The organism is Bradyrhizobium sp. Ses1 (assembly GCF_059512365.1).
In genome coordinates this window covers 587,461-604,761 of sequence record NZ_JCAMOQ010000001.1, presented here as the reverse complement: position 1 = coordinate 604,761, position 17,301 = coordinate 587,461, and the positions used below count along the sequence as shown (strand labels likewise).

The following is a 17,301-nucleotide window of genomic DNA, read 5'->3' as shown; positions in this document are numbered from 1 at the left end:
ACAAGGGGAGAAGGGAAGAACCATCATCACGTGTTCTTCAGCGCCACCCGAAACTCGGCTTCGGTCTTGGCCTTCACCTCATCCAGCGTGACGCCGTCGGCGAGTTCGACCAGCGCCATGCCGTCCTTGCCATGCTTGTCGATGGTGAAGACGGCCAGATCAGTGACGACCATGTCGACCACGCGTTCGCCGGTCAGCGGCAGCGAGCATTGCTTGAGCAGCTTCGGGCCGTCCTTGGCGGAATGCTCCATCACCACCACGACGCGCTTGACGCCGGCGACGAGGTCCATGGCGCCGCCCATGCCCTTCACCATCTTGCCGGGGATCATCCAGTTGGCGAGATCGCCGTTCTGGGCCACCTGCATCGCGCCGAGGATCGAAAGGTCGATATGACCGCCGCGCACCATGCCGAAGGAATCGGCGCTGGAGAAATAGCTGGTCGACGGCAATTCGCTCACCGTCTGCTTGCCGGCGTTGATGAGGTCGGCATCTTCCTCGCCCTCGTAGGGGAACGGGCCCATGCCGAGCATGCCGTTCTCGCTCTGCAGGCTGACGTCGATGCCTTCGGGGATGTAGTTCGAAACCAGCGTCGGGATACCGATACCGAGGTTGACGTAATAGCCGTCGCGCAGCTCTTTCGCGGCGCGCGCCGCCATCTGTTCACGGGTCCAGGCCATGGGACTCTCCTGCTAAATTTAGGCTGCGGGGCGCGGGCGGGTATTGCGGAACTCGATCCGCTTCTTACCGGTGCCGACCTCGACGATGCGCTTCACGAAAATGCCTGGGGTGTGGATGTGATCGGGATCGATCTCGCCGGCCGGAACCAGATGCTCGACCTCGGCCACGGTGATCTTCGCGGCCGTCGCCATCATCGGGTTAAAGTTGCGCGCGGTCTTGCGATAGACCAGGTTCCCGGCGGTGTCGCCCTTCCAGGCGTGGATGATGGCGAGGTCGGCGAACAGGCCACGCTCCATGATGTACTTCTCGCCGTCGAATTCCTTCACTTCCTTGCCTTCGGCAATCAGCGTGCCGACACCGGTCTTGGTGTAAAAGGCCGGGATTCCGGCGCCGCCGGCGCGGATGCGCTCGGCCAGCGTGCCCTGCGGATTGAATTCGAGCTCGAGCTCGCCGGCGAGATATTGCTGCGCGAACAGCTTGTTCTCGCCGACATAGGAGGAAATCATCTTCTTGATCTGGCGTGTCTCCAGCAGCCGGCTCAGCCCGATACCGTCGACGCCGGCATTGTTGGAGACCACTGTCAGGTTCTTGACCCCGGAGTCCCTGATGGCATCGGAGAGGGTTTCGGCGATGCCGCAGAGGCCGAAGCCGCCCGACATGATCATCATGCCGTCCTTAAGGATGCCGTCGAGTGCCGATTTGGCGTCGGGATAGACCTTGTTCATGAAAGAGGACCTGATCGAGAAAAGGCGCGGCGGCCGGAATTGGTTGGGATTATTAGGCGAAATCTTCGCAATGCGTCAATGACGCCCCGTTTCGCCATCTCACCTGCCTACAACCTCGACGACGGCCTTGAAAGCGTCAAGAAAACCCTTCAAGTTGCGTGGCTTGGCAGGGGCGCCAGGTGCGCTGCCCGGTTTTATTCGAAGATCCAATCACCTCAACCCGACCTGGATATGTCACTGACGATGGCCCAAGGAATGAAGCGCCTGGGGATGCCGATTGCGGCGTTTTTCGGCCTCGCGCTGCTTGGCCTGATCGGGACATCCTGGTTTCTGAACCGGGACGCCCTGCAGCAGGCGGTGGAGGCGCAAATCCGCGCCGTCACCGGGCTCGACCTCGTCGTCAACGGCCATATCGATGTCTCGGTGTTCCCCGGCAGCTATGTCTCGTTCCATGACGTCGGGCTGAGGGGCGGCGGGACCATCGACCCTGCGCTGCGGGTCGACGTGCTCACCGCCAATCTGCGCCTGCTGCCGCTATTGCTGCGGCGGTTCGAGATCGCCGACGTCATGATGCTGCGACCGCATATCCACGTCATCAGGGACGGCAAGGGCGACAGCAACTGGACGCCGTTCATCGACACCATCGCGCGCGCGATGAAACCCGGCGCCGAGAACCAGATGTCGTTCTCAGAGATCCGCATCCAGGACGGCATCCTCAATTATGAGGATGAGAGCAACCATGTCAGGGAGCAACTCGGCGACATCGACCTGTCGCTGGCCTGGCCGTCGATCTCGCGTTCTTTTGCCGCAACCGGACAGTTCGACTGGCGCGGCGAGCGCGTCGACGGCTCGATCAGCGCCAGCGACTTCATCGCGCTGTTGTCAGGCGAGCGCTCGGGGCTGAAGGCGCGCCTTGCCAGCGCGCCGCTCAAGCTCGCCTTCGACGGCACGGTCGCCAACCGGACCAGCCTGATGATGGAGGGCACCGCGACCATCGACAGCGTGTCCTTGCGCAACGCGCTGCGCTGGATGGGACAGGCCCCGCCTGGCAGCGGCGGGTTCGGCCGCTTCACGCTAAAGGCGCGCGCCAATCTCGTCGGCGGCTCGGTGGCGCTCACCAATGTCAATGTCGAGCTCGACGGCAACGTCGCCGAGGGCGTGATGACCTTCGCCAACAATGGCCGACAGACGCTGCAGGCGACACTCGCCGCCGGCAACCTCGATTTCACGCCCTATATCTCGACCTTCCGCCTTTTGGCGAGCGGCCAGCGTGACTGGAACCGGCAATTGTTCGATCTGAACGCGCTCACCGCGACCGACCTCGACATGCGGCTGTCGGCGGCGCGGGTGACGGTCGGCTCGACCAGGCTCGGGCGCACGGCGCTCGGCGCCAATTTGCGCGGCGGCACGCTCGCGCTCTCGGTTGCAGAAGCGCAGATGTATGGCGGCATCGCCAAGGGCTCGCTCGGGATCGCGCGCTCGGATGCCATCGCCGATGTAAAGGCGCAGCTCGAGTTCATCGATGTCGACCTGCAGGCCTGCGCCAGCGAATTGTTCGGCGTCAGCAAGCTCACCGGCCGCGGCAACCTCAACGTCGCGTTGACGGCGTCCGGCTCCAGTCCGTTCGGGCTCGCGCAATCGCTCGATGGTACCGCGACGCTGAGCGGGCATGATGGCGCGATCGCGGGCTTCAATGTCGAACAGCTTCTGAAGCGGCTGGAGCGGCGACCGCTGTCCGGCGGCGGCAATTTCCGCTCGGGCTCGACGCCTTACGACAATCTGACGATCGGCGTGCGATTCAATGATGGCGTCGCCACCGCCGAAGACATCCGCCTCGAAGGACCTGCGGCCAAGATCACGCTGACCGGCACCGCCTCGGTGCCGTCGCGGGAATATGATCTGAAGGGCGTCGCCAGCCTGAATTCGGCGCCGAGCGGCAGCAACGGTTTTGACCTGCCGTTCGTGGTGCAGGGTCCGTGGGACGATCCTTTGGTCTTCCCGGATCCGGAAAGCCTGATCCGCCGCTCGCCGGCGTCGTCGCAGTTGCTCGATGCGGTGAAGGACCGCAAGACCCGCGACACCGTGCGCTCGGTAATCGAGCGCTTCACCGGCGGCCCGCGGCAGCAGCCCTCTGATGCCGCAGCATCCCCGACGCGAGCGCCGACGGCGGCCGAGAACGCCAAGCCGAATTGAACCTTTCGACTTTCGTCGCGGTTCAAAGGCGAACCGCGCGCGCCATCTGGATCAGGCCGCGGCCATGCGCTAGTCTTTTATCCAACCGGTTAAAAAAACCGGCATCAAGACAGGGAGAACAACGTGAAATCCAAGTTGGGTATTGCTGTGCTTTCTTTCGCGGTCGCCGCCATCGGGCTGATCCACGCGACCGCGCCGGCACTGGCGCAGGAGAAGAAGATCACGGTCTGGTGGGGCAAGGGCTTCTACAAATCCGAGGATGACGCGCTCCTCGAGGCGATCAAGAAGTTCGAAGCCAAGACCGGCATCAAGGTCGAGCTGTCGCAATACGCGATCCAGGACATGATCCCGAAGACGGTGGCCGCGCTCGATTCCGGCACAGTGCCCGACGTCGCCTATTCCGATACGTATGACGTGCAGGCCGGCGGTAAATGGGCGTTCGAAGGCAAGATCGAGGACCTCTCCGACATCCTGCTGCCGATGAAATCGGCCTTCGCCCCGAACACGCTAGAGACTGCCTATCTCTACAACGACCAGACCAAGAAGAAGGGCTATTACGGCTTCCCGCTGAAACAGCAGAGCATGCATGTGCAGATCTGGGGCGACATGCTGCAGCAGGCCGGCTTCAAGCCGAGCGATATTCCGACCAAGTGGGCGGATTACTGGTCGTTCTGGTGCGACAAGGTGCAGCCGGCGATCCGTAAGGCGACCGGCAACCGCATCTACGGCGTCGGCCAGCCGATGGGTGTGGAATCGACCGACTCGTTCCAGTCGTTCTACACCTTCATGGACGCCTACGACGTCAAGCTGGTCGATGACGACGGCAAACTCCTGGTCGACGATCCCAAGGTGCGCGACGGGCTGATCCACGCGCTGAAGGATTACACCGACACCTACATCAAGGGCTGCACGCCGCCCTCCTCCACGACCTGGAAGGACCCGGACAACAACGTCGCCTTCCACAACAAGACCATCGTGATGACCCACAACTTCACGATCTCGATCGCGGCGAAATGGTTCGAGGATTCCAACAACCAGGCCCTGACGCCGGAGCAGCGCGCCGCCGGCAAGAAGGCCTATGAGGAAACCATCATCACGGCGTCCTTTCCCAACAAGCCGGACGGCACCCCGATCAAGTACCGCTCCGACGTCAAGACCGGCGTGATCTTCACCGCGGCCAAGAACAAGGCGGAGGGCAAGGAGTTCGTCAAATTCCTGCTGCAGGAGGAGAACCTCGGGCCTTATGTCGAGGGTGCGCTCGGCCGCTGGTTCCCGGTCACGGTCGCCGGCCAGAAGAGCCCGTTCTGGCAGGCCGACCGGCATCGCAAGGCGGTCTACACCCAGTTCACCGGCGGCACCACGCCGTTCGACTTCACCAAGAACTACAAGTTCACGATCCTGAACAACGAGAACGTCTGGGCCAAGGCCATGAACCGCGTCGTCAGCGAGAAGGTGCCGGTGGACAAGGCCGTCGACGAACTGATCGCCCGCATCAAGCAGGTCGCGGGCTGACGTCAACAAGGCCGGCCGCGGTCGACGCGGCCGGCCTCCCTGTCACGGCGATGTAGGACGTGATGTAACACATGGCGATCACGCTTTCCGATCATGCGATCCCGAGCCCGCCGCTGTCGGCGCGGCTGTCGACGCCGCAAGTCTGGGGCATCGTGCTGCTGGCGCCCTATCTGCTCGTGTTCCTGGCCTTCGTGCTCTATCCCGTCGGTTACGGGCTATGGCTCGCGCGCCATCCGCAAAGCTATGTCGAGCTCTATCACGACCCGATCTTCGCGCGCGCCGCCGTCAACACGCTGATCTTCCTCGTCATCGGCATCAACGTCAAAATGCTGATCGCGCTGTTCCTGTCGGGCTTCTTCGTCCAGCAGCGCCACTGGATCAGGTGGCTGTCGGTGCTGTTCATCCTGCCCTGGGCGGTGCCGTCGATCCCGACCATCCTGTCGGTGCGCTTCATGCTCAATCCGGAATGGGGCGTGGTCAATCACATCATCTTCAGCCTGACCGGCGATGACGGCCCGAACTGGCTCAACGATCCGGCGGTGGCGCTGACCATGGCGATCGGCGTCCACATCTGGAAGTCGCTGCCGTTCTGGACGCTGATCCTGATGACCGGGCGGCTCGCCATCTCCAACGACCTGTTCGAGGCCGCTGCCGTCGACGGCGCGAGCTTCTGGCAGAAATTCCGCTACATCACCTGGCCGTCGATGCGGACGCTCTACGTCACCTGCACGCTGCTCTCGATGATCTGGACGCTCGGCGACTTCAACAGCGTCTACCTCCTGACCGGCGGCGGGCCGGCCGACCTCACCCATGTGCTGTCGACGCTCGGCATCCGCTATCTCCGGCTCGACCAGCTCAATCTGGCGATGGCCTCGATCGTCTGCGCGCTGCCGCTGGTGCTGCCGCTTGTCTATTTCATGATGAAACGGTTGTCGCGATGAAGCTGCCCACCCTGCGCGAGATCGGCACCGAGGCTAAGCTGCTCCTGATCGGCATCCCCGTCCTGATCTGGACGCTGGTGCCGATCTATCACATGTTCCTGTTTGCGATCTCGCCAAAGGAGGATGCGTTCTCCGGCAAGCTCTGGCCCGATCATCCGACGCTGCACAATTTCGAGATCGTGTTCCGTCAGCAGCACTACTTCCTGCGGGACTTCTGGATGCAGTTCGGGAACTCGACCGTGATCGCGCTGGCGACCGGCGCGCTGACGCTGTTCATCGCAACATCAGCGGCGTTCTCGATCTCGCGATTGCGTACGCCCGGCGGCCGCGCGGTGATGAACCTGGCGCTGTTCACCTATTTCATCCCGGCCGCATTCCTGGCCGTGCCGATGTACCGCACCATGGGCAATTACGGATTGCTCAACACTCACTGGTCGCTGATCCTGGCGATGGTGACCATCGCCTCGCCCTACGCGATCTGGGTGTTGAAGCAAGCATCCGACAAACTGCCGGTCGAGCTCGACGAAGCCGCGACCATGGACGGCGCGACCACGCTGCAATTGTTCCGCCTGGTCTACGTGCCGCTGATGATGCCCTCACTGGTCGCGGTCGGCACGTACGCCATCCTGCTGGCCTGGAACGAATATCTCTATGCGTTCCTGCTGCTATCGAAGGACACCGACATCACGCTCCCCGTTGCGCTCGGCAATTTCCTCGCCGCCGACGATTCGCCGTGGGAGCTGTTGATGACGACCGGCTTCATCTACGCGCTGCCACCGGCGGCGATCTACTATGCCTTCAAGCGCTACATGGTCGGCGGCCTCACCGCGGGCGCGGTGAAGTCGTGACCGCTCACAGCGGCGCGGCGCTCTCGCCCTGGGAGCTCGACAATTTCGAAGCGAACGAGGCGATCACGATCAGGACGGCGATCAATGCGATCACCAGCGTGCAGATCGCGTTGATCTCCGGCTTCACCCCGAGCCGCACCTCCGAATAAATCCGGATCGGCAGCGTCGCCGAGCCGGGACCGGTGGTGAAGCTTGCGATCACGACGTCGTCGAGCGATAGCGTGAAGGCGAGCATCCAACCCGCGACGATGGCGGGAACGATCAGCGGCAGCGTCACCATCAGGAACGCCTTCACCGGATTGCAGCCGAGGTCCATCGCGGCCTCCTCCAGGCTGCGGTCGAGCGAAGCAAGGCGCGACTGCACCACCACGGTGACGAAGCACATGGTGAGCGTGGTGTGGGCGATAGTCACCGTCCAGAAGCCGCGCTCGGCGTTCAGCGCCACAAACAGGAGTAGCAGTGACAGTCCCGAGATCACCTCCGGCATCACCAGCGGCGAATAGAGCATGCCGGAGAACAGCGCGCGGCCGGCAAAGCGCTCGCCGCGCGCCAGGCCTATGGCCGCGAGGGTGCCGAGCAGCGTCGCCAATGTGGCGGACACGGCGGCCACGCGCAGGCTCATCCAGGCGGCTTCCAGCATGGCGCGGTCATTGAAGAACTCGATGTACCAGCGCAGCGACCAGCCGCCCCACACATTCACCAGCCGCGACGCATTGAACGAAAAGATCACGAGGATCACGATCGGCAAATAAAGGAACGCAAGCCCGAGCGCGAGCGCGGTCATGTTGAAGCGCGAAAGCCGGTTCACGGTACGTGCCATCAGCGTCGGCCCTCGACCTGCCGACGCTGCAGCCGGTCATAGAGCACGAGCGGCGGCACCAAGAGAAGCAACAGCGCGATCGCGACGGCCGAGGCCACCGGCCAGTCCTTATTGGTGAAGAATTCGAGCCAGAGCGTCTGGCCGATCATCAGCGAATTGGAGCCGGCCAGAAGATCGGGGATCACGAACTCGCCGACAATCGGTATGAAGCAGAGCAATACCCCTGCCCCGACGCCCGGCAATGACAGCGGAAACGTCACAAGCCAGAAGGCCTTCCGCGGCGAGGCGCCCAGATCTTCGGCGGCTTCCAGCAGCGTGCGGTCCATCTTCGCGAGCGTGGCGTAGAGCGGCAGGATCATGAACGGCAGATAGGAATAGACGATGCCGATATACATCGCGGTGTCGGTCGACAGCCAGACAACAGGCCCGGGCACCAGATGCAATGCGAGCAAGATCCGGTTGAGCAAGCCGTCATGCTGCAGGATGTTGATCCAGGCATAGATGCGGATCAGGAACGAGGTCCAGAACGGCACGATGACCAGGGTCATCGCGATGCCCTGCCAGCGCTGCGGCAGCCGCGCCATGCCGTAGGCGATGGGATAACCGATCACGAGCAGGATCAGCGTCGAGGTCATGGCGACGACCAGGCTGCGCAGATAGGACAGGATGTAGAGATTGTCCGAGAGCAGCAGCCGGAAATTTTCCAGCGACAACTGCTCGAACGCGGCCTTGAACGCCACCCATCCCTCGCCGAGGTCGAACACCGGCGTATAAGGCGGCTGCGCGATCGCGGTCTGCGACAGGCTGATCTTCAGCACAAAGCCGAACGGCACCAGGAAAAACAGCGCCATCCAGAGATAGGGCGCGATGGCGGCATAGCGCGCCGGACGGGCAAAGATACGGCGCGTGCTCATTGCTCGAGCACCACCCCATCGTCGGGCGTGAACCAGACAGCCACGCGCTCGCTCGAACCATAGCCATCCGCGTCAAGCCGCGCGGTATTGGCCATCACCGAGCGTACCACCGCACCATTGTCGAGCCTGATCCTGTAAGCGGTGAGGCCGCCGAGGTAATTGATCTCCGCGACCTCGCCCTCGAAGCGATTGATTGCTTGCAACGCGTCGGCACCCGACGCCAGTCCACGCCGCGATAATTTGATCTTCTCGGGCCGGATCGCGACGGTCACGATCTCTTTCATCACCGATTGGCGCGGCTCGGCCACCGTGATGATCCCTGCTTCACGCGTCGTGACCTTCAGCCTGCCCTGCTCGCGCGAGATGACCTGCCCCTCGAACAGATTGACGTCGCCGACGAACTCGGCGACCCAGCGCGAGGCCGGCGCCTCATAGAGGTCGCGCGGGGTTGCGACCTGCGCCAGGCGGCCGGCGTCCATCACACCGATCCGGCTCGCCATCGTCATCGCCTCTTCCTGGTCGTGGGTGACGATGATGAAGGTCATGCCAAGGCGGCGCTGCAATTCCATCAATTCTGCCTGCGTGCTCTCGCGCAGTTTTTTGTCGAGCGCGGCCAAGGGCTCATCGAGCAGCAGCATCTGCGGCCGGCGTGCCAGCGAGCGCGCCAAGGCGACACGCTGCCGCTGGCCGCCGGAAAGCTGGTCGGGCTTGCGTTTCTCCATCCCCTCGAGCTTGACGAGCGCCACCATCTCGGCGACGCGGGCGGCGATCTCGCCGCGCGCCATGCCGGCGCGCCGCAGGCCGAATGCGATGTTGTCACGCACCGAGAGATGCGGAAACAGCGCATAGTTCTGGAACATCATATTGACGGGCCGCTCATGCGGCATCACCTGCGCGATGTCGCGACCAGCAAGCAGGATGCGTCCCTCGTCCGGTGTCTCGAATCCCGCCAGCATGCGCAACAGCGTGGTTTTGCCGCACCCGCTCGGGCCAAGCAGGGCGAAGAATTCACCGGCGCGGATATCGAGTGAGAGCTCGTTGACCGCGGTGAAGTTGCCGAACCTTTTCGTCACGCCCTCGATGCGCAGCAGCGGCATGTCGGTCACCCTCCGCGGCGCAGTTTTTTCCGTGGTCGAATTATTTGCGGTCTTCGCCAGTTCCTCAGCCATGATTCCCTTTAGCCCGAACGTGACCGCAAGCTAGCGGCGGATCGCCACTGGCTCAACCGCCTCACGCGGCGTCTTCCGCAATATTGTTGTCACGGGCGCCTCTGCTAGATTTCGCCTGCACGTCAGGAGGACGAATGATGAACCGGGACCGCTACGACCTGCCGCTGACGACCGCTTCCGATCGCGCCGCGGCGCTCTATCGCGATGGCGTCGACTGTATCCTTGCCGCCTGGCATGGAGCGGATGTGGCCTTTGAGGCGGCCATCGCCGAGGACCCCGATTTCGCGCTGGCGCATGTGGCGCGTGCCCGCGTCCATCAGATCAACATGGAAGGCGCGGCCGCCCACGCCAAGACGGCAAAAGCCCGGCAATTGGCCGCGACCGCGAGCCGGCGCGAACAGCAGCATATCGAGATCCTGGCCTCGGTCGTCGAAAGCCAGACCAGGCAGGCATTGCAGGCTGCAGAACAGCACCTTGCGGAATTTCCGCGCGACGCGCTGATCCTGTCGCTGCTGCTCGGCGCCTTCGGCCTCTACGCTTTCTCAGGACGCCCCGATCACGACGCGGCACGGCTTTCGATCTGCGAGCGCTATGCTGCCGACTATGGCGAAGACTGGTGGTTCCTCACCTATCTCGGCTGGTCGCGAACCGAGGCGGGCGACGTCATCACCGGCCGCGATACCACCGAGCGCGCCTATTGGATGAAGCCGGCAAATGCCAGCGCGGCCCACGCTCTGTCGCATGCCCTGTTCGAGCAGGGTGATCCCAAGGAAGGCCGCACCTTCCTGTCCGGCTGGTTGCCGGCACACGACCGTGTGAGCTTCTTGCAGGGACATCTTGCCTGGCACCTGGCACTGATCGCGCTCGAGGACGGTGACACTGACGGCGCGCTCGACATCTACGAGCGGCATATCAGACCGCAGGGGCGGCCCTATCCGCCGCTGAACATTCTGACCGATACCACCTCATTGCTGTGGCGGGTCTCGCTGGCGGGAAGGACCGGGCTTGACTCGCATTGGCAGGAAGTCGCCGCCTACGGCGAGAAATTCTTCCCGAAAGCCGGGGCGCATTTTGCCGATGTCCATCACGCATTGGCTGCCGCGGCGAGCAACGGCGGCGCTCTGGAGCCGCGGCTTGCCGAAATGGAGGCGCGGCACGCCGAGGGCGAGCTGGCGCCCGGCGCTTCCGCGATCGGTCTTTGCCGCGGTATCCAGGCATTTGCCTCGGGCGACAACGAGGGCGCCGTGCGCTTCTTCGAGCCGTTGATGCCGGAACTGGTGCGGATCGGCGGCAGTCACGCCCAGCGCGAGCTTTGGGAGGACACATTCATCGTCGCCTGTCTTCGCGCGGGGCGCGGCGAGAAAGCGACAAAGCTGATCGCCGACCGCCTGCACCGGCGGCCATCCCGCCGCGACGAAGCTTGGTCGCAGCAGGCAGGTCGAAGCAGGGCGCTCAGCTAGTATCTCCAGATTGTCTAGGATGGTTCCAAGCCGAGCGCTTGCGCGCTCTCCATCCAGACCGGCAATTCCCTCTGATACAAAGCGTTGCTTTCCGTAAAGCCGAGCGCCGGTTCGAGCACGAAGGTGCTGAGAACTTCCTTCACTTTCGCATCGCTATTGGCTGCCACGCAGAGTTCCGCCAACCGATCGACGATCGGCTGCGGCGTCGCCTTCGGCAACGCCCAGCCCGTGAAGCCGCTCACGGTGAAGAATTTCGCTGTCGCGCCCTGTTGAGGCAGAGTCCTGACGTTGGGGATCGCGTCGACCTTCTTCGAATGCACCGCGAACACAACGCCGCGATTGCTCTGCAGGACGGTTTGCGCAGCCGTGTAGCTGCCCATCGCGACATCGAGCGTACCTTCCGCCAGCCCCGTCCACATTGGCGCTTCGCCACGGTAATGGATCGGTTCGATGTTGAGACCATACTGTTTGTTGAGCTCATTGATCGTCATGTGCGGGGCCGAGCCCGCACTATAGGTGCCGAAGTTCACCTTGCCGCTCTTGCGCGCGAAAGCGACGAATTCGTCCAATGTCTTGACGCCGGCCTTCGGGCTCGCGACCAGCAGCAGCCCTGCCCCGGGGATGATGCTGACGAGCGTCAGGTCCTTGTCCATGTCGTAGCCGGGGTTCTTCATCATGGCTCTGTTCATCACATAGGTGGTTGAGATGGAGCACAGGATCGTATGGCCATCTGGCTCGGCGCGCGCGACTTCCGCGGCGCCTATCGAGCCCGAGGCCCCCGCTCTGTTCTCTATGACGACAGTCTTTCCCACCTGCCTGGAGATGAATTCGCCGAAGGCGCGCGCGAGCAGGTCGGTCTGGCCGCCGGCCGGATAGCTGCAGATCATACGGATTTGCCGCGACGGCCACGCTTCCTGCGCCGCGGCCCTGCCCAAGAGGAACGGCATCGCTGCCGCTGTGGTGCCGGCCGCAATGAATTGACGGCGATCAAGCTTCGCTGACATGGCTTCCTCTCCCTGAATTTTTCTTCAGGGTATCGCATCGCCCGGCCTCAGCCACGGGCGAAAGACGGGACAGATTGGCGCAGAGGCCCGTCGGGAGCGAGCGTTTACGAAGGTCCGTTTTGGTCTTTTTTGAAAGTCAGCGTCGGCTTGCAGGCGTCGCTTCATTCGGCGGCGTGGCGCTGCTTGAGCTTGAACTTCGCCAAGGCGCGTTGGGCTGTCCGGTCGCTCGCACACGCCGGATGGGATCGGAAGTCGATGCTCAGGGGCTTTTCCTGCAGACGATTCCGTCGGCTTCGAGGGCCTGAGCGATCTGCTCGAGGATTGCCTCCGTCGAGTCCGATGCCGGAGTCTTGTTTGCCAAACTGGGCTGCACCGGAGCGGGGTGCCGGTCATCCTGGGACGTCTTCACCTTTGGCACCAGCTCGCCTAGTTCCTGCTCGACACGGCTCCAATCCCGCTGATCCACGGCATCCTCCGCAGTGATCTATTGTAAGACTACAGCGGGAGGTCCTCGGCGAAAAAGTAAAAGACGCGCGATGGTTAAGACCGGCCTAAGGGCCGCGATGACAGACGCCCATGCCGAAAAGTCACAGCGTGCTCACGTGAAGGAGATGCAGGCTCGGCTAAAGAAAGCGCGTCTAACCAAGACTACCAGTCTTGCGGACAAGCTCCACGACATTACCGCCGTTGCCCACCAGCGCCGCATACTGGCCGACCGGCGCCGGCTTGCCGATCAGATAACCCTGCACCGCGTCGCATCCCTCCTTTGCCAGGAAGCCGAGCTGCTCCTCGCTTTCCACGCCCTCAGCGACGATCGACATCTGCAAGCCGTGACCGAGATCGATGACAGCGCGGACGATCGCCGCCGATTGGGGGTTGCGGCCGAGATTGATGACGAAGGCGCGGTCTATCTTGATCTTGTCGAAGGGAAACGCCTGCAGGTAGCTCAGCGAGGAATAGCCGCTGCCGAAATCGTCCATCGAGATGCGCACGCCGAGCGCCTTCAGCCGCCTGAGCAGCGCCAGGCCGCGATCGAAATCCTCGATCAGCACGCCCTCGGTGATTTCGAGCTCGAGCCTGTCGGGCCGCAAGCCCGTTTCGAGCAGGATCGAATGCACGAGGCTGACAAGGTCGCCGTGCATGAACTGCGCCGGAGAAAGATTGACCGCGATCTGCAGCGGCTGCTTCCAGGAGGCCGCCTCGCGGCAGGCCTCGCGCAGGATCCACTCGCCCATCTCGACGATCAGGCCGCCTTCTTCCGCAAGCGGAATGAAATCCGCGGGCGAGACGAAGCCGCGCACCGGATGCTGCCAACGCGCCAGGGCCTCGAAACCGATCACCCTGCTCTCGTCCACCGTTGCGCCGGCCGCGGCCAGCGGCTGGTAGTAGAGCGATAATTCGCCGTTCCGGATCGCGGCGGAGAGATCCTGATGCAGAACGCGCCGGTCGCGGATCTGCTGGTCCATTTCCGGCTCGTAGATCGAGATCGTGCCCCGCGACTTCGCCTTCGCGCGGAACAGCGCCGCGCCGGCATTGGCGAGCAGCGAGGCGGCATCCGAGCCATTGTGCGGAAATACCGAAATGCCCGCAGTGACGCCGGTGCGGACCGATTTGCCATCGATCAAGAATTCCTGGGCGAGCGCCTCCGCCACCTGTTCGGCAAGAACGATGCCGGCGGCCGGCTGCTTGCCGTCGATGATCAGGCCGAACTCATCGCCCGAGAGGCGCGCCACCACGCCGCCGCGCGCCGAGGTCTGCAGGCGCCGGGCCACCTCGATCAGCAATTTGTCGCCGATCGCATGGCCAAACACGTCGTTGATCTCTTTCAGGCCGTCGAGGTCGACGCAAAGCACGGCGAATTCCTCGTCGGTGCCGCCACAGGCCTCGATCATCTGCGCCAGCGCCTGCAGGAAAGCGGCGCGGTTCGGCAAATCGGTCAAACCGTCGTGATAGGCCATATGGGCCATGCGGGATTCGGTCTGGCGTCGATCCGTGACGTCCTCATGCGTCTTGATTAGGTATTGCGGCTCGCCATGCTCGTCGAGCACGGTCATGCGGCGGGTCAGGAATAGCCGCAAGCCGTCCTTGGTCGAGATCGGATGCTCCTCGGTGAGCAGGCCGCGTTTCTTGATCGCAGCCTCGTCGCGCGCGATGATCAGCTTGGCCTCGCGCGGATTGAAGATGTCCGTCGCCGTCAGGCCGGTGGCATCCTCGCGCCGGCGGTTCAGGATCGTCTCAGCCGAGCGGTTGGCGAGCAAATATCGGCCGTCGCTGACGCGCTCGACGATCAGCGAGACCGGAATGTTGTCGACCACGAGTTCGAGGAACTTCTTGGCGTTCTCCAATTCCCGCGACAGCGAACGGCGGTCGGTGACATCATCGAACAGCGCGATCAGGAATTCCGGCTCGCCCTTCTCGTTGCGCGCGATCACGCGGTTGGAAGCGAGGATGCGCCGCTCCGGGCCACGTTCGACCCAGAACTCGTTGCGGAAGGAGCCTTCTGGAGCTTGAAGCGCCGCCTTGTCGGCGGCCGCGATGCTCGCGGCGCTCTCGGGACTAAAGATCTCGTCGGCGCGCTTGCCGACGATGCGATCGCGCGAGAAGCGCGAGAACCGCTCGAAGGCACGGTTGGCGAAGATGTAGCGGCCGTCCTCGATGTTCTTCGCGGCCACGCAGACCGGCACGTTGTCGAGCACCGATTCCAGGAACTGGGTGGTGGATGCGAGCTTGCGCGACAGTTGCCGCTGGTCGGTGCAGTCCTCATGCGTCGCGATCGATCCGCCATTGGGCAGCCCGAAATGTCGGACCACGACCGATTTGCCGTTGGGCAATTCCGTCACCATCCCCTCGGGGTTGGCGGCCCGGATATAGAACTCCGCAGGCGTGACATCCATCAAGCCGCGCCGGTGGCGCATTGCCAACAATTCGGGCCCGGTCATGTTGCGCGGTATGTCGGAGCGCGACAGGCCATAGATCTCGAGATAGCGGTCGTTGCAGAACACGATCCGCTTTTGCGCATCGGTCATCACCACGCCCTGGTTCAGATGGTTGAGGGCGGAGCTGACGAAGGCATTGCGCCGGAGTTGTATGCGCTGCACCCTTCGCAGCGCCGAAAGCACCGAGAGCGTGATCGCGCCCACGAAGGAGGCGACGACGATGCCGCCGATCAAAAGCTCCCAGACCAGGTTCGGCCCGAGCGAACCGATATCGCTCGATGGGACCAGACCGGCTGACGCTGCGAGAGCCAATGCAGCCGACGCAATGGCCACGACAAGGCAGACGACGGCCGGCGCCGGAATCAGATTCCTCCCGCTTCCCTGCGCTTTCTTGCCAGCCATTCCGTCACCTTGCGGATTTCCGCATTACAGTCTCTGGCCTTGGCAGTTTGGATCGGGTAAACGCCGCGCGATGCAACCGGAAAATGTGACTTAATTTAGGGCAATTGCCCTGACATGATTAATGCCGCACTAATGCCGGTGCGCCACGAAGCCTATTTCGAGGCAATCCGGGGCGTTGCTACCAAGGCGCGGATGGACAACAACAAGCAGAACCCTATTCGCGCCGATTTCCGGGCTTGAAGGATCCATGGACAGAGTTGATTGCGTCGTCATCGGAGCGGGTGTGATCGGGCTCGCCGTCGCACGCCGCCTCGCACAAGCAGGGCGCGAAGTGATCGTGCTGGAAGCCGCCGAGGGGATCGGCACCGTGACCTCCTCGCGTAACAGCGAGGTGATCCATGCCGGCATCTACTACCGTGCCGGCAGCCTGATGGCGCGGATGTGCATCAGCGGCAAGCATGCGCTTTACCGTTATTGCAAGGAGCACGGCGTCCCCTATCGCAATTGCGGCAAGCTGATCGTCGCGACCACGCCGAAAGAGACCGAAAAGCTGCAATCGATCCGCGCCCATGCCGAGGCCAATGGCGTGCGCGACATGGAGCTGCTTTCGGGCGAATCCGCCCGCGCGATGGAGCCAGCGTTGAACTGCGACGCCGCACTGCTGTCGCCGTCCACCGGGATCATCGACAGCCACGCCTATATGCTGGCGCTCAGGGGCGATGCGGAGGCCGCCGGCGCCGCATTCGCCTTCCATACCCCGCTGCTCCGCGCCAAGGCGGCGGCCGGCCGGATCGAGATCGAGGCCGGTGGCGAAGCGCCGATGACGCTGGAATGCGACCTGCTCGTCAATGCCGCAGGCCTCGGGGCGCCGGCGGTCGCGCGCGGCATCGAGGGTATGCCGCTCGAATTGATCCCATGCGCCTATCTCGCCAAGGGAAACTATTTCAGTTGCAGCGCGCGGGCGCCGTTCTCGCGGCTGATCTACCCGGTGCCCGAGCCCGGCGGGCTCGGCGTGCACCTCACCCTGGACATGGCAGGGCAGGCCCGCTTCGGCCCGGATGTGGAATGGGTGGAGAGCATCGATTACGCCGTCGATCCGGCGCGCGCGGACCGCTTCTATCCGGCAATCCGCAAATATTGGCCCGGGCTGCCGGACGGGGCACTGATGCCAAGCTATTCCGGGATCCGACCGAAGATCGTTCCGCCGGCCGTGGCGACGCAGGATTTCCTGATCCAGGGGCCGCGCGATCACGGCGTCACTGGATTGATCAATCTGTTTGGTATCGAATCGCCCGGGTTGACGTCGTCGCTCGCGATCGCCGATTACGTCGGTGAGTTCGTGTGAGCAGTCGCAACATCGACCACGGATGAGCGCTTCGGCGCCCATCCGGCCTGAAGTGGTGTACGTTGCGATATGTTACCGGGGGACTGGCTAGTGGAATGTCTCGTCGACGGATTGTTTCAACCGTTCGATCTCGTCCTTGACCATCAACTTGCGGCGCTTGAGTTCGGTGATTTGCAGGTCGTCTGTAGAGAGGTGCAGGAGCGCTTCGTGTAGTTCGCTTTCGAGAATTTTGTGCTTGCGTTCCAGTTCAACCAGATGCGCCTGTATCGCCATTACGAAACCTCCTCGGCAGGTTAACCTCAATTTCGATCAGGACACCAAAGTGTACACCAGCCAGATTATCTGTCGACGGAG

Annotated in this window: 14 protein-coding genes; 6 read left to right on the top strand and 8 right to left on the bottom strand. The window is 63.1% G+C overall.

Annotated features, from left to right (window positions below; translation table 11 throughout):
* Positions 1-26: 26 nt before the first annotated feature.
* Complete coding sequence (locus AC5ZG5_RS02880) at positions 27-677, bottom strand: CoA transferase subunit B (protein WP_130227435.1); 651 nt, start codon at positions 675-677, stop codon at positions 27-29.
* An 18-nt stretch (positions 678-695) separates the two neighbouring features.
* A complete protein-coding gene (locus AC5ZG5_RS02875) occupies positions 696-1,403 on the bottom strand; it encodes a CoA transferase subunit A (RefSeq protein WP_028167022.1) in 708 nt (235 codons plus the stop codon).
* 243 nt (positions 1,404-1,646) lie between these two features.
* On the opposite strand from AC5ZG5_RS02875, the gene AC5ZG5_RS02870 reads away from it, so the two are divergent.
* The 4 genes from AC5ZG5_RS02870 (at position 1,647) to AC5ZG5_RS02855 (ending at position 6,897) form a co-directional block, all read left to right on the top strand.
* A complete protein-coding gene (locus AC5ZG5_RS02870; protein WP_130227434.1) occupies positions 1,647-3,596 on the top strand; it encodes an AsmA family protein in 1,950 nt (649 codons plus the stop codon).
* A 123-nt stretch (positions 3,597-3,719) separates the two neighbouring features.
* Positions 3,720-5,108: an ABC transporter substrate-binding protein gene (locus AC5ZG5_RS02865; RefSeq protein ID WP_456640988.1), complete on the top strand. Its 1,389-nt coding sequence runs from the start codon at positions 3,720-3,722 to the stop codon at positions 5,106-5,108.
* A gap of 71 nt (positions 5,109-5,179) precedes the next feature.
* A complete protein-coding gene (locus AC5ZG5_RS02860) occupies positions 5,180-6,049 on the top strand; it encodes a carbohydrate ABC transporter permease (protein ID WP_130227432.1) in 870 nt (289 codons plus the stop codon).
* The gene (locus AC5ZG5_RS02855; RefSeq protein ID WP_208828783.1) at positions 6,046-6,897 is read left to right on the top strand and encodes a carbohydrate ABC transporter permease; all 852 of its coding nucleotides are present in this window, start codon (positions 6,046-6,048) and stop codon (positions 6,895-6,897) included. The genes AC5ZG5_RS02860 and AC5ZG5_RS02855 overlap by 4 nt, the downstream gene beginning before the upstream one ends.
* Positions 6,898-6,901: 4 nt before the next feature.
* Here the strand turns inward: AC5ZG5_RS02855 and AC5ZG5_RS02850 are convergent, their stop codons facing one another.
* From AC5ZG5_RS02850 to AC5ZG5_RS02840, 3 genes are read right to left on the bottom strand one after another with little or no spacing between them, the layout of a single operon-like run.
* Positions 6,902-7,717, bottom strand: a complete 816-nt coding sequence (locus tag AC5ZG5_RS02850; protein WP_028167017.1) for an ABC transporter permease — start codon at positions 7,715-7,717, stop codon at positions 6,902-6,904.
* A complete protein-coding gene (locus AC5ZG5_RS02845) occupies positions 7,717-8,631 on the bottom strand; it encodes an ABC transporter permease (RefSeq protein WP_456640987.1) in 915 nt (304 codons plus the stop codon). Before AC5ZG5_RS02845 ends, AC5ZG5_RS02850 begins: the two co-directional genes overlap by 1 nt.
* On the bottom strand, positions 8,628-9,800 hold the full coding sequence (locus tag AC5ZG5_RS02840) for an ABC transporter ATP-binding protein (RefSeq protein ID WP_456640986.1): 1,173 nt from the start codon (positions 9,798-9,800) through the stop codon (positions 8,628-8,630). Before AC5ZG5_RS02840 ends, AC5ZG5_RS02845 begins: the two co-directional genes overlap by 4 nt.
* A gap of 134 nt (positions 9,801-9,934) precedes the next feature.
* Here AC5ZG5_RS02840 and AC5ZG5_RS02835 point away from each other — a divergent pair, with 134 nt between their 5' ends.
* Positions 9,935-11,260, top strand: a complete 1,326-nt coding sequence (locus tag AC5ZG5_RS02835) for a tetratricopeptide repeat protein (protein WP_456640985.1) — start codon at positions 9,935-9,937, stop codon at positions 11,258-11,260.
* Between the two features lie 14 nt (positions 11,261-11,274).
* On the opposite strand, the gene AC5ZG5_RS02830 is transcribed toward AC5ZG5_RS02835, so the two are convergent.
* Entirely contained in the window at positions 11,275-12,264 is a 990-nt protein-coding gene (locus tag AC5ZG5_RS02830; protein ID WP_456640984.1) for a Bug family tripartite tricarboxylate transporter substrate binding protein, read from the bottom strand.
* A 638-nt stretch (positions 12,265-12,902) separates the two neighbouring features.
* Positions 12,903-15,602 carry a sensor domain-containing protein gene (locus AC5ZG5_RS02825; RefSeq protein WP_456640983.1) on the bottom strand — a complete coding sequence of 900 codons (2,700 nt, stop codon included), beginning with the start codon at positions 15,600-15,602 and terminating at the stop codon, positions 12,903-12,905.
* A gap of 247 nt (positions 15,603-15,849) precedes the next feature.
* On the opposite strand from AC5ZG5_RS02825, the gene AC5ZG5_RS02820 reads away from it, so the two are divergent.
* Positions 15,850-16,947, top strand: coding sequence for an NAD(P)/FAD-dependent oxidoreductase (locus AC5ZG5_RS02820; RefSeq protein WP_456640981.1), 1,098 nt, complete (start codon positions 15,850-15,852; stop codon positions 16,945-16,947).
* Positions 16,948-17,034: 87 nt separating this feature from the next.
* Here the strand turns inward: AC5ZG5_RS02820 and AC5ZG5_RS02815 are convergent, their stop codons facing one another.
* On the bottom strand, positions 17,035-17,220 hold the full coding sequence (locus AC5ZG5_RS02815) for a YdcH family protein (RefSeq protein ID WP_028167009.1): 186 nt from the start codon (positions 17,218-17,220) through the stop codon (positions 17,035-17,037).
* Positions 17,221-17,301: the final 81 nt, after the last annotated feature.